Raw genomic sequence first — 20,672 nt, 5'->3', positions numbered from 1 at the left:
GGTCAGTCGCTTTCGGAGAGGTTGACGGAAGAGCCGCCGCCATGGGCATCGCCGGATTTGACGGCGTGGGCAGCGGCCTGGACGCCATGCGTCATCTGCTGGCCGCGCTTCATGCGTTTGGCCCAGGCGGGCGGGCGGTCGGCGGACGATGGCGTGGCGGAGGCGGCGGGTGCAGATGCGGCGGAGCTGGCATCTGCCTCGGCCGCGCCCGCATCACCGGATACGGCGCGGCCACCCGCTTCAAAGCTCTCGCGCATCGAGGCGGCGGCACGCCGGAATGGGCTGGCGATGGCAGAGCCGGCTTTCGATGCGCCGGTCGATGCGACATTGCCAAGACCGGAGGCAACGCCGGATGCGCCGGACTGGCCGGCCGCGCCAAGGCTGTAGGCGGTGGACGCGCCCCCCGCGAGTGTGGCCCCGCCACGGGCGGCAGCGGCAGCGCCTCCGGCAAGGGCAGCTCCACCAGATGCCACGGCGCCGACCGTCGCTGCACCCGCCGCGACCATGCCACCGGCGGCGAGACCCGTGCCGACCGCCGCGCCCGCACCAAGCTGCGGGCCGCCGGAAACGAGACCGTTGGCGATGCCGGGGCCGAAGATGCCCAAGCCCAGCAGTGCCAGGGCCGCGAGCACGATGGTCATGGCGTCGTCGATCGAGGGCGTCGCGCCGTTGAAGCCGGCGGTGAACTCGGAGAACAGGGTCGAGCCGATGCCGATGATGACGGCGAGCACCAGGACTTTGATGCCCGACGAGATGACGTTGCCGAGGACGCGCTCGGCCATGAAGGCGGATTTACCGAACAGGCCGAACGGGATCAGCACGAAGCCGGCGAGCGTCGTCAGCTTGAACTCGATCAGGGTGACGAAGAGCTGGACGGCGAGGATGAAGAAGGCGAGCAGGATCAGCGCCCAGGCGAACATCAGGCAGGCGATCTGGATGAAGTTCTCGAAGAACGAGACCCAGCCCATCAGGTCGGAGATGGAATCGAGCAGCGGCCGGGCGGCGTCGAGGCCGGTCTGCGCGACCTTGCCGGGGCGCAGGAGATCGGCGGTGGTGAACCCCGTGCCTGACGCCTTCAGCCCGAGACCGGCGAAGCTCTCGAAGACGATGCGGGCGAGGGTGTTCCAGTTGCCGATGATGTAGGCGAACACGCCGACAAACAACGTCTTCTTGACCAGCCGCGCGATGATGTCCTCATCGGCGCCCCACGACCAGAACAGCGCCGCCAGCGTCACGTCGATGACGATCAGCGTGGTCGCGATGAACGCCACTTCGGGGCGCAGCAGGCCGAAGCCGCTGTCGATATAGCGGGTGAAGACATCCAGGAAATGGTCGATGACGCCGGCGCCCTGCATCTCAGCGGCTCCCGTTCTGGTCTGGTATGGACGGGGTTGGAGCGGTCGGCTCCGGGGACGCGACCGGCGCGGGCTGGCCCAGGAAGCGGCGACGGTTTTCGGCCCAGGCGTGAAGGCAGGACGGATCGCGCCCACCGGCTTCGCCCATTGCGCCACACCGCGCGAGTTCCACGCGCAGCGGATCTCGCGCCGGTGCCGGTCGCACCTGCGCGACCGGATCGTCCGCCCGCTCGGCGGGCCGGTTTATCTCGATTGCGGTGGCGGTGATCGCCAGCGCGACGAAGACGATGGCGCCGATACGCGCGAGGGTCTTGCCGTCCATCACGCCCCCGCTCAGTTGTTACCGTGGAACATCTGCGCGTTGCCGGGCTGGTAGCCCGATCCCGGCGTCAGGAAGCGGCGGCGCTGTTCCTGTCCCTGTGCGGCGGCGGCAGCGCGTTCGGCATCCGTCAGCGCCTGCGCCCGGCCGTTGGCGGCAACGAGCGCGGTGAGGTCGGCGAGTTGCTGGGCCTGGAGCGCGAGAAGCTGGTTACCGGCCTGCGTCGCCTGCAACGCGCCGGTCGCCGACTGGCTCGACCCGACCAGCGCCGACATCTGCGTGCGGTTGGTGTCGATGTTGCCGACCACGGTGGCCTGCACGCGCATCGCGTCCTGCAAGCCGCCGACCGTGTTCTGCCAGCGCGATTTCGCGTCGGCGACGAGCTGCGCGTCCGACGCCGACATGGAAGCGGTCGAGTATTTCTGGCTGAAGACCTGATCGATCTTCTGGACGTCATAGGCGATGTTCTGCGCCTGGCTGAGCAGTTGCTGGGTGCGCTGCACCGACTGCTGCAACTGCTGGAGTGACGAGTAAGGCAGGCTCGCCAGATTGCGCGCCTGATTGATGAGCGACTGCGCTTCGTTCTGGAGCGAGGTGATCTGGTTGGTGATCTGCTGAAGCGAGCGCGCGGCGGTCAGCACGTTCTGCGCATAGTTGGACGGATCAAACACGACCCATTGCGCCTGCGCTGGTGTCGTGATGATCGGCGACAGGGCCAGCGGGACGGACAGGATGGACGCGGCAAGCAACGCCGCGCGTGAACGGCGCAGTTTCATTGGGACTTCTCCTTGTTGGTGAGGTTGGGAATGAGATCGGCGGCCCAGCCGACGCCGCGATGGCGCAGCCAGGCGTCGAGGAATCCGTCCGTGCCATGCTCGGCGGTGACGCGGGCGATGGCGGCCTGATCGGTCTTCGAGGATGCGGCGCAGAGCGCTAGCGCCACCTCCGACAGGCCCAGCTCGAACAGCCGGTTGCCGCGCCGCGACTGGCAGTAATAGTCACGCTTGGGCATGGCCCGCGCGATGATCTCGATCTGCCGGTCGTTGAGACCGAAGCGGCGATAGATGGCGGTGATCTGCGGCTCGATCGCGCGCTCGTTGGGAAGCAGCAACCGGGTCTGGCAGCTTTCGATGATGGCGGGCGCGATGGCGCTGCCGTCGATGTCCGACAGCGACTGCGTGGCGAAGATGACGCTGGCGTTCTTCTTCCTGAGCGTCTTCAGCCATTCGCGGAGCTGGCCGGCGAAGCCCTCGTCGTCGAGCGCGAGCCAGCCCTCATCGACGATGATGAGGGTCGGCGATCCGTCGAGCCGGTCTTCGATGCGATGGAACAGATAGGCCAACACGGCGGGCGCGGCTTCGGTGCCGATCAGCCCCTCGGTCTCGAACGCCTGCACCGTCGCCGTGCCGAGATGTTCGGCCTCGGCATCGAGCAACCGGCCCCACGCCCCGCCAATGCAATAGGGACGCAGCGCCTGCTTGAGGTCGTTGGACTGCAAGAGGACGCAGAGGCCGGTGATCGTGCGTTCCTCGATCGGCGCGGAGGCCAGCGAGGTCAGCGCTGTCCAGAGATGCTCTTTCACCTCCGGCGTGATGGCGACGCTTTCGCGGGCGAGGATCGCGCCGAGCCAGTCGGCCGCCCATGCCCGTTCGGCGGCGTCATCGACGCGGGCGAGCGGTTGCAGCGATACGCTGTCGGCGCTGCCCTCGGTCAGCCCGCCGCCGAGATCGTGCCAGTCGCCGCGCATGGAGAGCGCCGCCGCGCGGATCGAGCCGCCGAAGTCGAAGGCGAAGACCTGCGCGCCGGCATAGCGCCGGAACTGCAAGGCCATCAGCGCCAGCAGCACCGACTTGCCCGCGCCGGTCGGGCCGACGATCAGCGTATGGCCGACATCGCCGACATGAAGGGAAAACCGGAACGGGGTCGAGCCTTCGGTCTTGCCGAACAGCAGCGGGGGGGCTGCGAAGTGCTCGTCCCGTTCCGGCCCCGCCCACACCGCTGACAGGGGAATCATGTGGGCGAGATTGAGCGTGGAGATCGGCGGCTGCCGGACATTGGCGTAGACATGGCCGGGCAATGATCCCAGCCAGGCGTCCACGGCGTTGATGGTCTCGGCCATCGCGGTGAAGTCGCGGCCCTGAATGACCTTCTCGACCAGCCGCAGCTTCTCGTCGGCGATGCGCGGATCGGCGTCCCACACCGTCACCGTCGCGGTGACATAGGCGATGCCGGCATAGTCGGCGCCGAGTTCCTGAAGCGCGAGATCGGCGTCCGCTGCCTTGTTCGAGGCGTCGGTATCGACCAGCGCCGACGCCTCGTTGGTCATCACCTCCTTCAGGATCGCGGCGATCGACTTGCGCTTGGCGAACCATTGCCGCCTAATCTTCGTCAGCAGCTTCGTCGCGTCCGTCTTGTCGAGCAGGATCGCGCGGGTGGACCAGCGATAGGGAAAGGCCAGCCGGTTCAGCTCGTCGAGCAGGCCCGGCGTCGTGGCGGTCGGGAAGCCGGTGATGGTCAGCACGCGCAGATGCGCCGACCCCAGGCGCGGTTCCAACCCGCCGGTGAGCGGCTGATTGGCGAGCAGCGCGTCGAGATAGACCGGCGTCTCGGGGACGCGGACGCGATGGCGGTGTGTCGAGACGCAGCCATGCAGATAAGTCAGCGTTTCGCCGTCATCGAGCCAGCGGCATTCCGGCATGAAGGCTTCGACCAGGCGCAGCAGCCGGTCGGTGCGGTCGGCGAAGCCAGCCATCACCTCATGGGGATCGATACCGGTCTTCTCGCGGCCCTCATAGAGCCAGGTCTCGGCGCGCGCCGCGTCCTCGGCCGGCGGCAGATAGGTGAAGGTGAGGAAATAGCCCGACTCGAAATGCGATCCGGCTTCCTCGAAATCGGCTTTCCGTTCCGCATCGACCAGCGCCGACGCCGAATCCGGGAAGGTGCTGTTCGGATAGGTCGCGGCGGCATGGCGCTGCGCCTCGACGAAGATCGCCCAGCCCGAACCCAAACGGCGGAAGGCGTTATTGAGGCGGCCGGCGACGGCCACCAGCTCGGCCGGCACGGCCGAATCCAGATCGGGACCGCGAAACCGCGCGGTGCGCTGGAAGCTGCCGTCCTTGTTGAGCACGATGCCGGGAGCCGCCAGCGCCACCCAGGGCAGGAAATCGGCGAGCCGGGCTTGTCTGTCGCGATATTCGGCGAGGTTCATCATGGCCGCGCCCCCTCAGACCGAAAGGTGCGCGGGGATGCGTAGATGGCGGCGGCCGACCTCGACGAAGAGCGGATCGCGCTTCGCCGCCCACACCGCCGCGAAATGCCCGATCGCCCAGATGAGGATGCCGGCCAGCCAGAGCCGCAGGCCGAGCCCGACCGCGCCGGCCAGCGTACCGTTCATGATGGCGATGGCGCGCGGCGCGCCGCCGAGCAGGATGGGTTCGCTGAGCGCCCGGTGCAGCGGGACGGTGTAGCCCGGCACCTCTCCGCCCTGATCGACGACGCCCATCAGACCAGCGCCCCGCCGCCGAACGAGAAGAACGACAGGAAGAAACTCGACGCGGCGAACGCGATCGACAGGCCGAAGACGATCTGGATCAGTCGGCGGAACCCACCGTTGGTATCGCCGAAGGCCAGCGTCAGGCCGGTGGTGATAATGATGATGACGGCGATGATCTTGGCGACGGGTCCTTCGATCGACTGGAGGATGGATTGCAGCGGCGCTTCCCACGGCATCGATGAGCCGGAAGCATGGGCGGGCGCCGCCACCATCACGCTGAGCGTGGCGACCGAAACGGTCATGGCGAGGCGCCGGCGCGACAGGCGCAGGCGGTGGACAACAGGCATCATTGGGAGGCTCCTTCAGGCTGGGGGTGATGGTTGACGGGCGCGATGCGGTAATCCCCGTCCGGGCCGAGGCCCGCGACGCGGGCGAGTTCGGACACGCGCCGCGCGGAACCGCGGCCGGACAGCACGGCCACCAGGTCGATCGTCTCGGCGATCAGCGCGCGGGGTACGGTGACGACGGCTTCCTGAATGAGCTGTTCCATCCGCCGCAAAGCGCCAATGGCGCTGCCGGCGTGGATCGTGCCGACACCGCCGGGATGGCCGGTGCCCCATGCCTTCAGGAGGTCGAGAGCTTCCGCGCCGCGCACCTCACCGATGGGGATGCGGTCGGGGCGCAGGCGTAAGCTGGAGCGGACGAGATCGGAGAGCGAGGCGACGCCATCCTTGGTCCGCATGGCGACGAGGTTGGGTGCAGCGCATTGCAGTTCGCGGGTATCCTCGATGATGACGACGCGATCGGAGGTCTTCGCCACTTCGGCCAACAGCGCATTGGTTAGTGTGGTCTTGCCGGTCGATGTACCGCCGGCGACGAGGATGTTGGCGCGGGACGCGACACCCTCGCGCAGCGCATCGGCCTGGGCCGCCGACATGATCCCCGCCGCGACATAATCGTCCAGCGTGAACACGGCGACGGCGGGCTTGCGGATGGCGAAGGCCGGGGCCGCGACCACGGGTGGCAACAGCCCCTCGAACCGCTCTCCGGTTTCGGGCAGCTCGGCCGAGACGCGCGGGGCGCCGGCATGGACCTCGGCGCCGACATGGTGGGCGACCAGGCGGACGATCCGCTCGCCATCGGCGGGCGACAGCCGCTCGCCCGTGTCGGACAGTCCTTCGGAAGGCCGGTCGACCCAGATGCGCCCGTCCGGGTTCAGCATCACCTCGACGACGGACGCATCTTCCAGAAACCGGGCAATCGCTGGCCCTAGCGCCGTGCGCAGCATCCGCGCGCCGCGTGCGAAACCTTCTCGATTGTGTTGTGAAGCCTTCATGTCACCCCGAGTTCAGCGGGGATCGACAGACCTTCCCCTTGCGGGGTTGATTAAAAGAGCCGGATTTTGGGCGGTTACAACAAGTATTCAGCGTCGTAGTAGTGTAGCGTGCAAATACAGGAGAACGGCGGAACGCCATGTCCTATTGCTGACAACAGCTTCGAGGTTGACGAAGAACGCGGTGATGCGCCGTCGGCGATTCGCTGAGCAGACATAGTGCCTCAATCGAGGCTCTTGACGCCGTAGGACAATCGACCTAGAAAATTAGGTCAAATGTCCTACGGCGCGGGTCAGGTTGGCTTGTCTCTGCGCCCTGATCGTGGAAGCCGTATATGAGTGCGAGCAATACACGCCGGCAGATCGTCGATGTCGCCGACCGTCTCTTTTACGAGCATGGCTTCGAGGCGTCGTCGTTTGCCGACATCGCCAGGGATGTCGGCCTGTCACGCGGCAACTTCTATTATCACTTCAAGACCAAGGACGAGATCCTCGCCGCGGTGATCGCGCAGCGCATCTCGAACACCCGCGCCATGCTGGAAACGTGGGAGCAGGATACGGAATCGCCTTCGGATCGCATCCTGAGCTTCGTGCATATCCTGATCGCCAACCGCACGAAGATCATGGCGTATGGTTGCCCGGTTGGAACGCTGTGCAACGAGCTGGCCAAGCTCGATCATGTGGCAAAGGATGAGGCCGCTGGCTTGCTCACGTTGTTCCGCAACTGGCTCGCGGGCCAGTTCGCGGCGCTCGGGCGTGATGCGGATGCGGATGCGCTGGCCCTTCATCTCTTGATGCGAAGCCAGGGCGTCGCAACACTCGCCACTGCCTTTCGGGACGAACAGTTTATCCGCCGCGAGGTCGCGGACATTGAGGCGTGGCTGCGTACAGAATGTTCGGCCGCCTTAGCCGCCGATTCCCGCCACCCCGCTTGAGGATGCCAGCATGTTCATCATCACCCTTCGCTTCGCCGACAAGACCAAGGCTCCGCAGTTCATGGACGGGCATAATGCCTGGATCAGGCAGGGCTTCGACGATGGCGTCTTCCTGCTGGTTGGAAGTCTCCTGCCGAACATGGGCGGCGCGATCATCGCGCACAACGCTTCGGCCGAAGAGATCGAAACGCGGGTGCGCGACGATCCCTTCGTTGCCGAAGGCGTGGTCAGCGCCGATATCCTCGCCGTCACGCCCGGCCGCACCGATGACCGGCTCGCCTTCCTCAAGGTTTGAGCTATGAACGCAACCATTCCCGGTCCCGACGATCGCCCGCGCTGTCGCTGGTGCGCGGCGGCGCCCGAGTTCCTGCACTATCATGACACCGAATGGGGCTTCCCGGTCGCTGATGATCGCCGTCTATTCGAGAAGTTGTGCCTCGAAGGGTTCCAATCGGGTCTGAGCTGGCGGACCATCCTTGCGAAGCGCGAGAATTTCCGTGCCGCGTTTCACGGGTTCGATTTCAACCGCATCGCACGCTTCACCGATGCGGATGTCGAACGCCTCCTCGCCGACGCCGGCATTGTCCGACATCGTGGCAAGATCGCCGCTGTCATCAACAATGCCAAGCGGGCGCAAGAGATGGTGAAGCGGGAAGGCTCGATCGCCGCCTATATCTGGCGCTTCGAGCCGAAGGCGGACGAACTGGCTGCGCCGCAAACGGCGTCGACCACGGCCGCTTCCATCGCATTGTCGAAAGACCTCAAGAAACGCGGCTGGGCCTTTGTCGGCCCGACCACCGTCTATGCATTCATGCAGGCGATGGGCCTCATCAACGATCACGTCGTTGGATGTGTGATCCGCGAAGAGGCGGAACTCATGCGAGCAAGGTTCAAGCGTCCGTGACGCTATGTGACCTGATACCTACCCAGACTCGTTTGACGGCACGTCCTCCGAGATTTCCTGCCGCAGATTCGGTCCTTTGGCGAGACGGCGGCCGAGCGCGGTGACGAACTGATCGTAGCGCTCGCCGGCCGTGGCGCGTGCCGCAAGCGGATCGGCGCGGCTGCGACGGTTGGCGGCACTCGGTTCACGCACGTTGCGCGTTGCTTAGGAGCCGGGGTCAAGGATCATGACGCTGACGCAGACCAGCAGAAAGACTGGGATCAAGTTAGCGACGCTGATCGCCAATGCGCATCGTCTCGCGCCACGCGCCCGAACGATGCCGATAGCAGCAATGAAACAAAGAAGGACCACGGCCGCATACTGGCCGAATATCATCCGTTCCCGGATGTGCGTGCCGACCGCATGATGGTCTATCACGAAAGGACCCAAGAAAATCGTGAGACCCCACGGTATGATCATGAACAATAAGGCATTCAGACGACGCCGTACCTCCGGTGCCTTCGGAAAGGAGCGGACGACGATCACAACGGATCCGATCCACGCGAGAAGCAAGACCCAAATAAACATAGGGAGTTGTCGCCTTCCTGTCCTGGCGATCGTCCATAGACCACCAGGTATCGGCCTTTTAGCGATGTGGGCAATCAGATGATTGCTGCTCACCGCTTCGCATACATTGCTCTTAGTGCGTCAAAAAGCCGTCCGAGAGCCTCGCGGTTGGCGACAGGCTCGCTGTCGTCGCGGCGAATGTAGGTGGTCAGCAGCAACCGCTTCGTGCTGTTGGCGGTCATGGTGCAGATGCCCTCGCGTGACACCTTTATCGGAAACGCGATGCACCACGCCGCGGGGCCTTTGCCCGTGCTGCTCGTGCGCGCCAGTTCTCCGATCGGCATGTCGATGAGCCGGTCGGATTTCCACGCCAGCATCGACGCCGCATCTTCGGGCGCGGCGTTGGCGGGAACAACCGGGTCATCGAACAGATAGACTTCGATCGGCCTTGCACCCGCATAGACGACCCGTGACCGCGCGATCCATTTGGCATCCCGGGGCGGATCGAGATTGACCTCGTGCTGCACCACGCGTTCGGGTCCATCACCGCTGCCGACTGGCGGGAGGGTGCTGGCGAGCGCGCGTGCGGTGAACTCCCGCTCGCCCTCGGACATTCCGGGCGTTTCCTTCCTGACGCCCGAGGCACCGGAGAGATTGCCAAGCGCGAGCGCATCCTTCGCAAGCTCGACCGTGCGGTTGTAGCTGTCGATATCGGCGCGGGCGTCGAAGCCGCCTGCAAGGGCATTGGTCGCGGCAAAAGGTTCGGTCGTTTCCTGCGATCGGTTCTCCCCTTCCAACTGCGTCGCGGTGTTCGAGCTGTCCGATGGCCGATTGCATCCCGACAGCAACGCGATGGTCAGCAGCGCTAGACGCATATTCATCCGACTCGTCCCCTGTCTCTTTTGACAAGAATATTGTCGCAAGAAGCGAGATATACGGCAAGGGAGAATGTGCGCACCGTCACCGACCGAATTGCTTTTCACAAATCATGTGTTAAAAGGGAGCAACGGCGATGCTGGAATTCCTGGGTCGCCCACGGACAGGTCGATATGCTGATATCCCATGAAACTCGATGACCTGGCCGCCGCGACAGGCGCGACGGTTCGCCAGATCCGGTTCCTGATCGGCGAGGGCTTCGTTCCTTCGCCGGATGGCGGGCGGACCTATGCCCGCTACGGTGACGCGCATGTCAAGGCGATCCGGCGGTTCCAGCGCCTCAAGGATCTTGGCTTTCCCAACGCGGCGATCCGGTTGCTTCTCGACGCCCGCGAAGGCGTACCCGTTCCGGTCGTGGATGGCGTGACGCTGGTCATCGCGCCCGAGCTTCTGGGCAGTGATGCGGCGGTCGATCAGATCGTCGAGCGGACGGAGGCGCGGTTGCGGTCCGCCCTGTCCAGCGGGGCATCGAAGCCGCGCCGGCGCGCAGCGGCCGGGGGGGCGGGATGATCGAGCCGACCGGCCCCGGGCTGACCGATCCGCTGCTGCCGCTGTTGCGGCCCGCGGCGACACCCCGCCCGCCGTTGCTGCTCGATACCACCGACATCCGGCTCCGCATTGTGCCGCCGATCGCCCGGCTGATCCTCGTGCGCACGTTTACCAATCGAGAACACGTGCCGATCGAGGTGGTGTTGACGATGCCACCAGCGCTGGCCGGGGCCGTCGTCCACGACATGGCGGTCAGCATCGGCGACCAGCGCTGGAGCGCGCGCGCGCGCGCGCGTCGTCGCGCCGAAGGGACCTATGACGGCGGTGCGATCGACGGGAACCGAGCGATCCTTCTGGAAGAACTGAAGCAGGGCTGGCAGGCGCTGTCGGTCGCCGGCGTCCGGCCGGGAGAGTCGGTCACGCTGCGTTTCGAAAGCGTGATCGGTATCGGGGAGACCGGCGCGATGCTGCGGCTGTGCCCGGGCGTGGATCCGGACCGCGCCGTTCCGGCGTTGCCCGATCATTTGCTGCCGCGCCACAGCGGCGTGTCGCATCCGGTCACGCTGACCATTGAGGGCGCCGACGCGATCCGGGTGCTCGCCGCCGGACGCGATCTGCCGCCGAAGCAGCGGATCGACGGGTCGCCGATAATGCTGGAGGTCGTCGTCCCAGCCGGCTTCAAGGGGGCGCTGACCGATCGCTCGGCCGACGACGTGCGCGCGGAAATGGCGCTGCATTGCGCGACCGAAATCGCGGCGCTGCTCACGGCCGGCGGCAAAGTCGATCGCGCGCGGGTGCGCGACCTGGCGGTGAAGGGCAATCTGCTGACGACGGAAACCAGCCTCGTCTTCGTCGGCCCGGAGGGAGAGGCGTCCGGCGTCCTGCCCGCGATGCGCAAGCTCGCGCTGGTCGATGCGCGGGCGGCCGAGGTCCAGCCCGTCCCCGCCGCGATGCCGCCGGTCGCGGAACCCGTCTCACCGGTCATTGAAGCGCCGCCACTGGATGATGGTGGCGACATCCAGCCCGGCCGGCGAGGCAGGACATTGCCGAGGCTTCCGACCCCCAACGCCCGCGCGCCGTGGACCGTCCGGCTTGGCAACTGGCTGCGCGATCATCTGCTGCCACGGACACGGCCGCTCACCCTGCCGCTGCTCGGCCGCCGTCTGCGGTCGGCGGCCGGACAGGTGCTGTGGCGTCAGGACGGGATGCTGTCGCTGCGCTCCGGCGATCCCGCGCACCTGCCGCCGGCGGCGGCGGCGCTGGTGCGCGAGGTCGCCGCCGTGCCCGTCGTTCGCGATACGGCAGCCGCGTTGCATCTGACGCCGGATCACCTCGCCATCGCGCTGCTCGCGCGGGCGGCGGCGCGCGATCCGGCGACACCGCCGGAACTGCTCGATCAACTGTTCCCCGATGCGGTGCCGCAGCCGTTCGAGCGGCTAATGACGATGATGGAGCTTGGTGCGTGAGGTATCTGCTCCCGGTGGCGCTTCTGCTCGCCTCACCACGGCCGCTGCTTGCGCCGTGGGGCGCCGAACGCGCCGAGCGTTTCGCGTCCGACGATACGCGCGGCCCCTGGGCGCGGCGCTGGGTCGGACGCAGCGACGGCGCGCGCATGATGCTGACCTTCTACCGATCCGCAGAGGATGCGCGGCGGGTGGCGCTGCTGTCGCGCGGCCTGGGCGATGGACCGCAAGGCGATGACGATCGCGCGTTCCTGCGCGGCTTCCTGCCGTCGGGCTGGCTGGCGAGGGTCGGTCCGATCCGGTCGGTCGCCTATAGCGACGTCGCGCGCGGCCTGTGTGTGGTGGTCAAGATACGGAACGAGGCATCGCGGTTTTGCATGGCGAGCCGTCCGGACAGCGCCGTGGTCGCGACGGTGATGACCGGGATGCGACGCGATACCGCGCAGGCGGCGGCGATGCTGCTCGCCCGCCATGCCGCGCGCCATCCGCTGCGCATGGCGCGCGTCACCGCTGAACGTTCGAGCGATTCATCTCTTGCAGGCGCCGGTCCAACAGGTCGCGCGCCTCGGGGCTGAGACCCTGATCCTCGTCGCCAGTGGCGGTGGTCGGTGTGGCGCCCGGCGTCGCGGCCCGGTTGCCGGAATGCTCGGCCAGGTAGCGATCGAGATAGCGATGCCCGACCGGCGAGCTGGTTATGGCGTCGAGCGGGTTGTGCCCGTTTTTCACTACGCCACCGACGCCGGGAAACGCCTCGCTCCGAAACGCCTCGCTCCCCCTCCAAACGTCGTCGGAGATATCGACCGTGACCTTGCCCTGCATGATGCCGATGACGCCCGGTTTGCACGGGATCGGTTCGGCGCGCGTGCCGTTGATCCAGTGAAGCGGCCAGTCCCACCCGGTCGCGATCCAGTCGAAGAAACCGAACGCCTCTTCCTGGGTCGCCTTCACCGGATAGCAGTGACGGTCGCCCGCCTGCCGGCGCGCGCCCCAGACCCAAACTACCAACAGGACCATCAGTCCGACCTTGAGCAGATTGCCCGCCACGCTCGATACTTTCCCCATCATCGCCTTTCCCGCACCACGGTTCCAACGTCCCGGTTGACTTCATTGCACCACGGTCTTCGGTCCGCCGTCCCAGCATTGATCACCGGGCGCGAATCCGCCCCGCGCACACGGGGGTAGGAACCAGCCGTTCGCTTCCCCTTCTTGCAGCGGAGACGGCGCAGGCGGTCGCGCACGTGCGCGTCTGACTTGGGCAGCGCGCCGTTCGTAATCGGCGACATCATCGCCGAACAGCGCCCGGCAGTCCCGCGTCGTGCCCTGCTTCACATCATAGCAAATGTCGCCGCGACCACTCGCGGTCATCGGGCGCCCGAACACCCACCACAGTCGCGCGGCGTCTCCGTCTCCCCACCAGCGCAAGACAGCAGGGCCGTCGTCGCGACCGCCGCCCGCGACCGCCGGCAGGCCTGTCGCCGCGGCCGGGATGGCGTGCGCCGTGCCGGTCGCATCGCCCGGATAGGTCCGGCCGGACGGCAGTTGCCCCTTGGCGGGATCGAACAGCATGACCATCGTCACGTTCTTCTGCGGCGAATAGAAGGACGGGACGATGACCGGGTTCGTGAAATCGCCATCGTGCGGTCGCGCCTCCAGCGCGCGCAGTTCGGCGTCGGGCGACCAGGTGTGCGCGACGGCCAACGCCAGCGCGACGTTGGAGGCCATGTCCTTGCCCGTCGTCGCCACGCTGTCCGCCACGGTCCGTACCTGTCGGCCGGCAATCGGCCCGATCGGTTGAAACAGCAGGATGCGCTGTAGCATCATCGCGACCATGCCACCGCCCTTGACCGGCAACCATTGTCCCTCGTCGTTCCAGCCCTGATCGGAAACGAAGCGCAGACCGCGCTCGCTCGCCGCCAGTTGCCCGCGATCGATGTGGAACTCGTAGCCATCGTCCGCCAGCCCGTCACGGACCAGCGCGAAATAGCTGCCGTCAGGCATCACCGTCAGACCGATGGTCCCCGAACGACTATCGGCATCGGGCTGACGCACCGTTACCAGCCAACTGCCGCAGAAATGCCCGATGCCGGACCGGTCGCCGGCGTCGGCGGGTCGCGCGACGCCGCGGCGCATCCGATCGACCCAGAAATCGAAGCGCTGCCAGCGTATATCGTCGAGCGCGATGCTCTCGGCTTCTGCCACCGGGGAAACGATGCAATCGCCCGACTGTGCGGGCTTCCCGGCCGATGCCTGCACCTGCTCGGCATTCGTATCTGGTTTGGCGCTCTCATGCTGAGTGCTTGCATTGGAGCCGCAAGCCGCTGGCAAAAACGACAGGAGAGCGATCACCGCCGTCTTCCATCCGAATCGCCGCATCGCCGAGCGCCCCTTTCCGAACTTCCTCTATCAGGACAGCTTTCTTTTGCCAAGACATCTGTTAAAAGATTGGAGCGTCACGACGTGACTGCGCCAGGAGGCAGCGATGGGCGATTACGGACACACTGACGAAACGAAGGTCTACTTCGTTCGCATCAAGGATACCGGCGCGGGCGTCGGCATCTTCTGGGCGGACTGGAGTGGCCTTGATCTTCTGATCCAAAATCGGGTTGATCCATGGAAATGCGAAGCCGCCGAGATCGGCCGGTGGGTCCAGCCGTCCGGGGGGATCCTGTTTGCCCATGGTCCGGTTCTGCACGAAGGCATCGTCGAGAATCCCGGTCCGCATCTCTGCATGTTGACGAGCGGACTGGCCCAGTTGCTTTTCGAGAACGGTCAAGGCGATGACCCGACACCGCTGGACTTCGAGCCGCTTCATGTTTCAACCCCGATACGGGTCAGTAAGTCAGGCGATTAGACACCTTGTGCCGCGAGGGCTAACGTCGTGCGTAGGAAGACTTAATCTGACCCGTTTCCCATTATGTCCTCCGAGATTTCCTGCCGCAGCTTCGGTCCTTTGGCGAGACGGCGGCCGAGCGCCGTGACGAACTGATCGTAGCGTTCGCCCGCCTTGGCGCGGGCCGCCTGGGCGGCTGGCTCCGGCAAGGTCGGCGTGGTCGAGACCCAGTATTTGATGAAGACGGCAAGGCTCTCCACGGCGATGCCGACATCGCGCTCCAGCCTCGTCATGCGTCGATCGAGCTGGTCGAGGCGCTTGGCGATGACGGCCTCCTGCCGTTCGGCGGCATCGGGCGAGAGGAAGGATTCGATCGCCGCTTCCGCCACCAGCGAGCGCGAATGGTCGCGGCGCGCGGCATGTTCCGCCAGGCGGCTCATGATGGAGGGATCGAGATAGACGGAGAGGCGCTGCTTACGGGGCGGTTTCGTCATCGGTCCCTCACAGTTCCATTCCATCACCGGGATCGAGCGAGACCTGGCGCGCCACGCCCTGCATCAACCGGCTCATCCTGCTGTTGCGCGCTGCATCGTCCTCCGTCTCGTCGCGGTCGGCGTCGATCTCGAACGGATTGTCGATCGGCATCTTCTTCTCGGGCGACAGTACCCGGTTGAGTTCCGGCTGCTGGCGGCGTTCGGATTCGGTGGGATCGTCATCCCCGGTTTCAGCGGCTGCCGTCCCCTCGGCGATCTGCGGGCCGGGTGGCAATGGCAAGGCGGTCCAATCGTCAGGCCGGGCAATTTTGGGCGCGGCAAGTGCCGGCGGCGGCAGGATGCGTTCCTTGAACCTGGCGTCCTCATAGTAGCGCGCCTTCTTCGCCCGGATCGGGGCAAGGCCGGCGACCATGACGATCTCGTCGGTCGGCGGGAGCTGCATCACCTCGCCGGGCGTGAGCAGCGGTCGGGCGGTTTCCGAGCGCGACACCATCAGATGGCCGAGCCAGGGCGAAAGCCGGTGCCCGGCATAGTTCCGCATTGCCTTCATTTCGGTGGCGGTGCCGAGGGCGTCCGACACCCGCTTGGCGGTGCGCTCGTCATTGGTGGCGAAGCTGACGCGGACATGGCAGTTGTCGAGGATCGAATTGTTGGCGCCATACGCCTTCTCGATCTGGTTCAGCGACTGGGCGATCAGGAAGCTCTTGAGGCCGTAACCGGCCATGAAGGCCAGCGCGCTCTCGAAGAAGTCGAGCCGTCCGAGCGCCGGGAACTCGTCCAACATCAAGAGCAGGCGATGGCGGCCGCCTTTCGCCTGCAGATCCTCGGTCAGGCGGCGGCCGATCTGATTGAGGATCAGGCGGATCAGCGGCTTGGTGCGGTTGATGTCGGAGGGCGGCACGACAAGGTAAAGCGTGGCGGAATGCTTCCCACCCACGATATCGCCGATCCGCCAGTCGCAGCGGCGCGTGACCTCGGCGACGACGGGATCGCGGTAGAGGCCGAGGAACGACATGGCGGTTGAGAGCACGCCCGATCGTTCGTTCTCCGATTTGTTCAACAGCTCGCGGGCGGCGCTGGCGATGACGGGGTGTGGCCCTGCTTCGCCCAGATGCGCGGTCTTCATCATCGCCGCGAGCGTGGATTCGATCGGCCGCTTTGGATCGGACAGGAAGGCGGCGACGCCAGCCAGCGTCTTGTCGGATTCGGCATAGAGGACATGCAGGATCGCGCCGACCAGCAGGGCATGGCTGGTTTTCTCCCAGTGGTTTCGCTTCTCAAGACTGCCTTCGGGATCGACCAGGATGTCGGCGATGTTCTGGACGTCGCGCACTTCCCATTCGCCGCGGCGCACTTCCAGCAGCGGATTATAGGCCGAGGATTTGGCGTTGGTCGGATCGAACAGCAGCACGCGGCCATGCTTCGACCGGAAGCCGGCGGTGAGCTGCCAGTTCTCGCCCTTGATGTCGTGGACAATAGCCGATCCCGGCCAGGTCAGCAGCGAGGGCACGACCAGACCGACGCCCTTGCCGGAGCGGGTCGGCGCGAAGCACAGCACATGCTCCGGCCCGTCATGGCGAAGATAGTCGCGATCATAGCGGCCGAGCACCACGCCATCGGCGCCGAGCAGGCCGGCGCCCTGAACCTCCCCCTTCTCGGCCCAGCGCGCGGACCCATAAGTCTCGACATTCTTGGCCTCGCGCGCCCGCCAGACCGACATGAGAATCGCGACGGCGGCGCCGATCAATCCACCCGAAGCGGCGATATAGGCGCCCTCAATGAAGACCTGTGGCGCATAGGCATCATAAGCGTACCACCACCAGAAGAAGGACGGCGGCAGGTAGAAGGGAAAACCGAGCAGCCGGAACCACGGTGCGCCCAATTCGGGCTGGAAGGCGAGACGCCAGGCGACCCATTCGGTCGCGCCCCAGACGCAGGTCAGGACAATGGCGGCGACGACAAGAATCTGGCCCCAGAGTATTTTGGTAGCGGACATCGTCGGGTCTTTCTGCATGGGATCAAAGGCCGAGGCCGCGCTTGCGGCCGAAGCTCCAGTCGATGCCGCCATCGCTGCGGGCGATGCCCGAGACATGGCGGCCCAGGTGCTTTTCGAGGGAGGGCGTCCAGGGCACGAGTTGGAAGCCAAGGCCGTCGTCCAGCATGGCGAAGCGGCCGGAGGCGAGCGTGAAGCGCTGGCGATAGGAGCCGGCGACATATTCGCCGCTGGCGGCGCGGTTGAAGGACTGGCCGGTCTCGGCCGCCAGCTTCTCCCCCAGCGCCTCCAGCTCCCGGGCACGCAGCGTGTCGATCAGGTTCCGGGTGAAGATGACGCGCTGGCCGCCGCGTTCGGCGAAACCCTGCTCGACCAGATGCTCGGCTCGGCGGTCGAGCGCCTGGCGGACCTCGGCCCCGAACCCGCCATCGGACAGCGCGACCGGTTCGCGCGCGATGTTCTGCCGGTCGAGCCAGGTCGCACCCGATGCTGTGATCTGGCGATCGATGTCGAGATCAGAGCGGATGGCGATGGCGACCCGGCGCTGTCCCTTGGCGTCATCGAACCGACGCAGCTCGACGATCGACCCGGGCGCGCTGTCGCCGGCGGCATCGAGATCGGGCATCTTGATATGGTGGGTGCGCCCGTCCACACCATCGACCACGGCGTAAGCGGTGCCGCTCAGCTCGTCGTCGAGACCGCGCGTCACCAGCCGGCCTATGATGGGCACGTCAAGGCTCTCGGCGGCCAGCACATAGCTCGCCGATCCACGCTCGATGCCGCGCTCGGTCAGTGCGCGGTGCATCCGCTTGATGATGTCACCGCGCTCACCCAGTTCTCGAAGCACCGCCTCGGCCTTGTCGTCGATCGTCCATTGGCCGGGACCGACTTCGGCGGCGAGACCCAGCCCTTCGAGTTTGCGCAGCCGTCCGACCTTCTGGGCGTGATACGCATCCGGTTGCTCGCCCGGTCGTGGGGCCAGATCGATGACACCGGAGTCTCGTGCGTCGCGGACAAGCTGGCGATCGAGCTGCGTCCAGCGCTCCGCATCGACCTGGCGTTCCAGCCCGCGGCGGATGTCGAGATCGGTTCTCGGCCCCAGCTCCTGAGTGATGAGATCGCGGGCGCGGTCGCGCATTCCGTCCTTGATGTAATCGCGGGAGATGACGAGATCCTGGCCGTCGTCGCGGACGCCGCGCACGATCAGATGGACGTGCGGATGCTCGGTGTTCCAGTGATCGACGGCCACCCAGTCCAGACGGGTGCCAAGATCCTTCTCCATCTGACCGACGAGATCGCGGGCGAAGGATTTGAGGTCCGTCATCTCCGTCGCGTCGTCCGGGGACACGATGAACCGGAAATGGTGGCGATCCCCTTCGCAGCGTCCGGCGAACGCTTTGGGATCGACGTCCTCCCCGCCGGGGCCGAACAGCCGGGCCTTCTCCCCGTCCCGGGTCACGCCCTCGCGGCGCAGATAGGTGAGATGGGCGGCGAGCGGCGCCGACCGGGCGCTATGACGCACCACCCGCGCCTTGATAACCGCGCCGCGTGTACGGGCCGTAATCAGCCGATTTGCCTGGACGCTGGCGCGCTGTCCCCGGCCGAAGCGGGAGCGATGACCGGAGACGATCCGCCCTGAGCGGGAGACGCCGGCCCCGGCCTTTTTGGCGGCGGCGAGCGCCTGGGCGATGAAGGGCCGTGCGCGCTGCGCGCCGGATGAGCGAATGCGGCCGGGACGGATGCGGAAATTGATCTCGTCTGTCATGGCTGAGGCTCCGCACATCTCGCCAAGCCCCGGAACAGATGAGAAAATCGGCATGGCCGCGAGGTGCGCAGCAACGCCGCACATCGCGAAAACGCCTCATAAGTCCTTGAAACAACACGACCGGCCAAAGCCGCACATTGCGGCCTTTTATCCTGCCATCCTTCGGTCGTGTTGCCTGTGCTCCACCTCTGCGCTCTCCGGAATACGCCAGCGCCCGCTATCGTGCGATCGGGAACTACGGTGCTCATCGCATCGTCCCCGTATCAGCGCGGGCGACGAACAGCCCGCCGGATTGCGGCACGATGGCAGAAACGTCGCGCACTGCTGGCGTCTGTCCCGTATCGGTCGAGGAGCGCTCGGCCTGCACAGGATCGGCAGCGGGGCGGCGATCCGGCTGTCCGATGAACAGCGGCGCACGGGTCCACGCCAGCGGATCGACGGCCGCCACGACGGTAGGTCTGGTCGCACCGTTGCCGTCCAGCGCTGGTGCCACATTGGCGAGATAGGCGCGGGTTTCGGATGGCAACGGACGGCCGCTCAGCGACGCCTCATAGCGACCGGGACCGGCATTGTAGGCGGCGATCCAGCCAGGCGAGCCGTAGCGGTCGAACAGCTCGCGGATATAGGCCGCGCCCGCGATGATGTTATCGTGCGGGTCGTATGGGTCCGCGCCGAGACGGTGACGGACGCGCAGGCCCACCCAGGTCTGTGGCATGATCTGCATCAGGCCGATCGCCCCCTTGGGCGAGACGGCGCGCGGATCGCCATTGCTTTCCGCGCGCAGCACCGCCCAGATCCATGCAGCCGGAAGCTCGAAGCGCTGTGCCGCTTCCGCGACATGATCGGCGTAAGGATCGCGCGGCGTTGGCCGGGCGGTCGCGACGGGATCGGCGAGCGACGGCACGGATTGAACGCAAGCAAGCGCGAGGCCGGAAAGGAGGAGGAGGACGGTGCTGCGCATGGCGTCAGTCCTTCGCGTCGCGCTTGGCGGGACGGCTCCAATGCAATGACCAGTCCTTGCCGGCATCGTCGTTGCGGAACAGGTTGGCGCGGACCGGCTGCGGCAGTGCCGGATCGTCGATCACCACAGCAATGTATCCGCCCGCGCGCTCCCCGGTGCGCTTCCAGCCGGCGCCGATCTCCGCGCCCGCTTCTCCGGTCTCGCCATCGACGATATGGACGCGGTACTGGGGCGCGTTCTCGGCGTCTGATGGCTCGGCCGGGACGATGAGAATGTCCTGAGCCAGCATCAGTGTTGTCAGATGTCCGACGAAGCCAATGCCGTCTTCGTCGTGCGTAAATGTCCCGATCTGTGGCATGGTGGTTTCCTTAGCGGTGGCGTTGGAAGACCCATCGGCGAGCACCGCTCCCGCCGATGGGAAGCGGGTCAGTGCGTGGTCGTTGAGGTTTGGGCCCGCCAAACGAAACGGCTATCGCCGGCCTCGTCGGTGTAGATCTCGGTGGCCGTGGCATCATTAAAACAAGCCGGCATCGGGCCGAAATAGCGGCCATCAAGGCTGTCGGGGACGGACGGATTCATCAGGAAGATGTCGCCATCCGCGATGCGGCGGCAGCCCTGCCAGACCGGCAGCGGACGGCCATGTCTATCACGGTCGAGCGCGCCGCCGATCGGCACGGTATCGACCGTCACGGCATCGCCGGTGCGGCAGACCTGTTGACCGGGAAGTGCGGCGACACGCTTCATCAGCGGCAAGCCGCGCCCGATATAGCCGCGCTCGACCATGAAATCGGCGAGCGGCTTGTCCGGCATGACGGCGACCAGATCGCCGACCGCCAGATGGCGGGGCGGATCGAGG

The 20,672-nt window shown here is 66.2% G+C and carries 23 protein-coding genes and 1 pseudogene; 7 read left to right on the top strand and 17 right to left on the bottom strand.

Annotated features, from left to right (window positions below):
* Nucleotides 1-2: 2 nt before the first annotated feature.
* From trbL to trbB, 7 genes are read right to left on the bottom strand one after another with little or no spacing between them, the layout of a single operon-like run.
* Complete coding sequence (gene trbL, locus ABB55_RS28470; RefSeq protein ID WP_054362460.1) at nucleotides 3-1,355, bottom strand: P-type conjugative transfer protein TrbL; 1,353 nt, start codon at nucleotides 1,353-1,355, stop codon at nucleotides 3-5.
* A 1-nt stretch (nucleotide 1,356) separates the two neighbouring features.
* Nucleotides 1,357-1,677, bottom strand: coding sequence for a putative entry exclusion protein TrbK-alt (gene trbK-alt / locus ABB55_RS28465; RefSeq protein ID WP_054362459.1), 321 nt, complete (start codon nucleotides 1,675-1,677; stop codon nucleotides 1,357-1,359).
* Nucleotides 1,678-1,688: 11 nt separating this feature from the next.
* On the bottom strand, nucleotides 1,689-2,450 hold the full coding sequence (gene trbJ / locus ABB55_RS28460) for a P-type conjugative transfer protein TrbJ (protein ID WP_054362458.1): 762 nt from the start codon (nucleotides 2,448-2,450) through the stop codon (nucleotides 1,689-1,691).
* Nucleotides 2,447-4,885 carry a conjugal transfer protein TrbE gene (gene trbE / locus ABB55_RS28455; RefSeq protein WP_054362457.1) on the bottom strand — a complete coding sequence of 813 codons (2,439 nt, stop codon included), beginning with the start codon at nucleotides 4,883-4,885 and terminating at the stop codon, nucleotides 2,447-2,449. Before trbE ends, trbJ begins: the two co-directional genes overlap by 4 nt.
* Nucleotides 4,886-4,897: 12 nt before the next feature.
* Nucleotides 4,898-5,176, bottom strand: a complete 279-nt coding sequence (locus ABB55_RS28450) for a VirB3 family type IV secretion system protein (RefSeq protein ID WP_200912150.1) — start codon at nucleotides 5,174-5,176, stop codon at nucleotides 4,898-4,900.
* Nucleotides 5,176-5,469: a TrbC/VirB2 family type IV secretion system protein gene (locus ABB55_RS28445; protein ID WP_231731396.1), complete on the bottom strand. Its 294-nt coding sequence runs from the start codon at nucleotides 5,467-5,469 to the stop codon at nucleotides 5,176-5,178. Before ABB55_RS28445 ends, ABB55_RS28450 begins: the two co-directional genes overlap by 1 nt.
* Before the next feature lie 44 nt (nucleotides 5,470-5,513).
* Complete coding sequence (trbB, locus tag ABB55_RS28440; RefSeq protein WP_054362456.1) at nucleotides 5,514-6,503, bottom strand: P-type conjugative transfer ATPase TrbB; 990 nt, start codon at nucleotides 6,501-6,503, stop codon at nucleotides 5,514-5,516.
* Between the two features lie 332 nt (nucleotides 6,504-6,835).
* On the opposite strand from trbB, the gene ABB55_RS28435 reads away from it, so the two are divergent.
* From ABB55_RS28435 to ABB55_RS28425, 3 genes are read left to right on the top strand one after another with little or no spacing between them, the layout of a single operon-like run.
* On the top strand, nucleotides 6,836-7,435 hold the full coding sequence (locus ABB55_RS28435; RefSeq protein ID WP_054362455.1) for a TetR/AcrR family transcriptional regulator: 600 nt from the start codon (nucleotides 6,836-6,838) through the stop codon (nucleotides 7,433-7,435).
* A 10-nt stretch (nucleotides 7,436-7,445) separates the two neighbouring features.
* Nucleotides 7,446-7,730 carry a YciI family protein gene (locus tag ABB55_RS28430; RefSeq protein WP_054362454.1) on the top strand — a complete coding sequence of 95 codons (285 nt, stop codon included), beginning with the start codon at nucleotides 7,446-7,448 and terminating at the stop codon, nucleotides 7,728-7,730.
* Nucleotides 7,731-7,733: 3 nt separating this feature from the next.
* Complete coding sequence (locus tag ABB55_RS28425) at nucleotides 7,734-8,339, top strand: DNA-3-methyladenine glycosylase I (RefSeq protein WP_054362453.1); 606 nt, start codon at nucleotides 7,734-7,736, stop codon at nucleotides 8,337-8,339.
* 18 nt (nucleotides 8,340-8,357) lie between these two features.
* Here ABB55_RS28425 and ABB55_RS30115 read toward each other — a convergent pair.
* Nucleotides 8,358-8,483: pseudogene (locus tag ABB55_RS30115) on the bottom strand (CopG family transcriptional regulator); the annotation flags it as partial.
* A gap of 512 nt (nucleotides 8,484-8,995) precedes the next feature.
* A complete protein-coding gene (locus ABB55_RS28415; protein WP_054362451.1) occupies nucleotides 8,996-9,766 on the bottom strand; it encodes a hypothetical protein in 771 nt (256 codons plus the stop codon).
* A gap of 181 nt (nucleotides 9,767-9,947) precedes the next feature.
* Between ABB55_RS28415 and ABB55_RS28410 the strand changes: the two genes are divergently transcribed.
* From ABB55_RS28410 to ABB55_RS30110, 3 genes are read left to right on the top strand one after another with little or no spacing between them, the layout of a single operon-like run.
* Nucleotides 9,948-10,331 (top strand): helix-turn-helix domain-containing protein, encoded by a 384-nt coding sequence (locus tag ABB55_RS28410; RefSeq protein ID WP_054362450.1) that lies wholly within the window; start codon nucleotides 9,948-9,950, stop codon nucleotides 10,329-10,331.
* Nucleotides 10,328-11,776 carry a VIT domain-containing protein gene (locus tag ABB55_RS28405; RefSeq protein WP_054362449.1) on the top strand — a complete coding sequence of 483 codons (1,449 nt, stop codon included), beginning with the start codon at nucleotides 10,328-10,330 and terminating at the stop codon, nucleotides 11,774-11,776. Before ABB55_RS28410 ends, ABB55_RS28405 begins: the two co-directional genes overlap by 4 nt.
* Nucleotides 11,773-12,348, top strand: coding sequence for a hypothetical protein (locus ABB55_RS30110; protein WP_152982306.1), 576 nt, complete (start codon nucleotides 11,773-11,775; stop codon nucleotides 12,346-12,348). The genes ABB55_RS28405 and ABB55_RS30110 overlap by 4 nt, the downstream gene beginning before the upstream one ends.
* Here ABB55_RS30110 and ABB55_RS28400 read toward each other — a convergent pair.
* Both ABB55_RS28400 and ABB55_RS28395 read right to left on the bottom strand, forming a co-directional pair.
* Nucleotides 12,278-12,838, bottom strand: a complete 561-nt coding sequence (locus tag ABB55_RS28400; RefSeq protein ID WP_066652946.1) for a hypothetical protein — start codon at nucleotides 12,836-12,838, stop codon at nucleotides 12,278-12,280. The genes ABB55_RS30110 and ABB55_RS28400 overlap by 71 nt on opposite strands.
* A gap of 39 nt (nucleotides 12,839-12,877) precedes the next feature.
* The gene (locus ABB55_RS28395; RefSeq protein WP_152982305.1) at nucleotides 12,878-14,119 is read right to left on the bottom strand and encodes a hypothetical protein; all 1,242 of its coding nucleotides are present in this window, start codon (nucleotides 14,117-14,119) and stop codon (nucleotides 12,878-12,880) included.
* 133 nt (nucleotides 14,120-14,252) lie between these two features.
* Here ABB55_RS28395 and ABB55_RS28390 point away from each other — a divergent pair, with 133 nt between their 5' ends.
* Nucleotides 14,253-14,624: a hypothetical protein gene (locus ABB55_RS28390; RefSeq protein WP_054362446.1), complete on the top strand. Its 372-nt coding sequence runs from the start codon at nucleotides 14,253-14,255 to the stop codon at nucleotides 14,622-14,624.
* Nucleotides 14,625-14,665: 41 nt separating this feature from the next.
* On the opposite strand, the gene ABB55_RS28385 is transcribed toward ABB55_RS28390, so the two are convergent.
* The 6 genes from ABB55_RS28385 to ABB55_RS28360 all read right to left on the bottom strand — a co-directional run.
* The gene (locus tag ABB55_RS28385) at nucleotides 14,666-15,097 is read right to left on the bottom strand and encodes a ribbon-helix-helix domain-containing protein (RefSeq protein WP_054362445.1); all 432 of its coding nucleotides are present in this window, start codon (nucleotides 15,095-15,097) and stop codon (nucleotides 14,666-14,668) included.
* A 7-nt stretch (nucleotides 15,098-15,104) separates the two neighbouring features.
* Complete coding sequence (locus ABB55_RS28380; RefSeq protein ID WP_054362469.1) at nucleotides 15,105-17,093, bottom strand: conjugal transfer protein TraG; 1,989 nt, start codon at nucleotides 17,091-17,093, stop codon at nucleotides 15,105-15,107.
* A gap of 22 nt (nucleotides 17,094-17,115) precedes the next feature.
* Nucleotides 17,116-18,855, bottom strand: a complete 1,740-nt coding sequence (locus tag ABB55_RS28375) for a relaxase/mobilization nuclease domain-containing protein (protein ID WP_054362444.1) — start codon at nucleotides 18,853-18,855, stop codon at nucleotides 17,116-17,118.
* A 244-nt stretch (nucleotides 18,856-19,099) separates the two neighbouring features.
* Nucleotides 19,100-19,816, bottom strand: coding sequence for a lytic transglycosylase domain-containing protein (locus ABB55_RS28370; protein ID WP_054362443.1), 717 nt, complete (start codon nucleotides 19,814-19,816; stop codon nucleotides 19,100-19,102).
* Nucleotides 19,817-19,820: 4 nt separating this feature from the next.
* Nucleotides 19,821-20,174: a DUF736 domain-containing protein gene (locus tag ABB55_RS28365; RefSeq protein ID WP_054362442.1), complete on the bottom strand. Its 354-nt coding sequence runs from the start codon at nucleotides 20,172-20,174 to the stop codon at nucleotides 19,821-19,823.
* A gap of 68 nt (nucleotides 20,175-20,242) precedes the next feature.
* A partial coding sequence (locus tag ABB55_RS28360) for a S26 family signal peptidase (protein WP_054362441.1) occupies nucleotides 20,243-20,672 on the bottom strand: 430 nt, incomplete at its 5' end.

Origin of the sequence: Prosthecodimorpha hirschii (assembly GCF_001305515.1) — a bacterium.
Lineage (GTDB): Bacteria > Pseudomonadota > Alphaproteobacteria > Rhizobiales > Ancalomicrobiaceae > Prosthecodimorpha > Prosthecodimorpha hirschii.
This window is presented reverse-complemented; position numbering and strand designations above follow the sequence as displayed.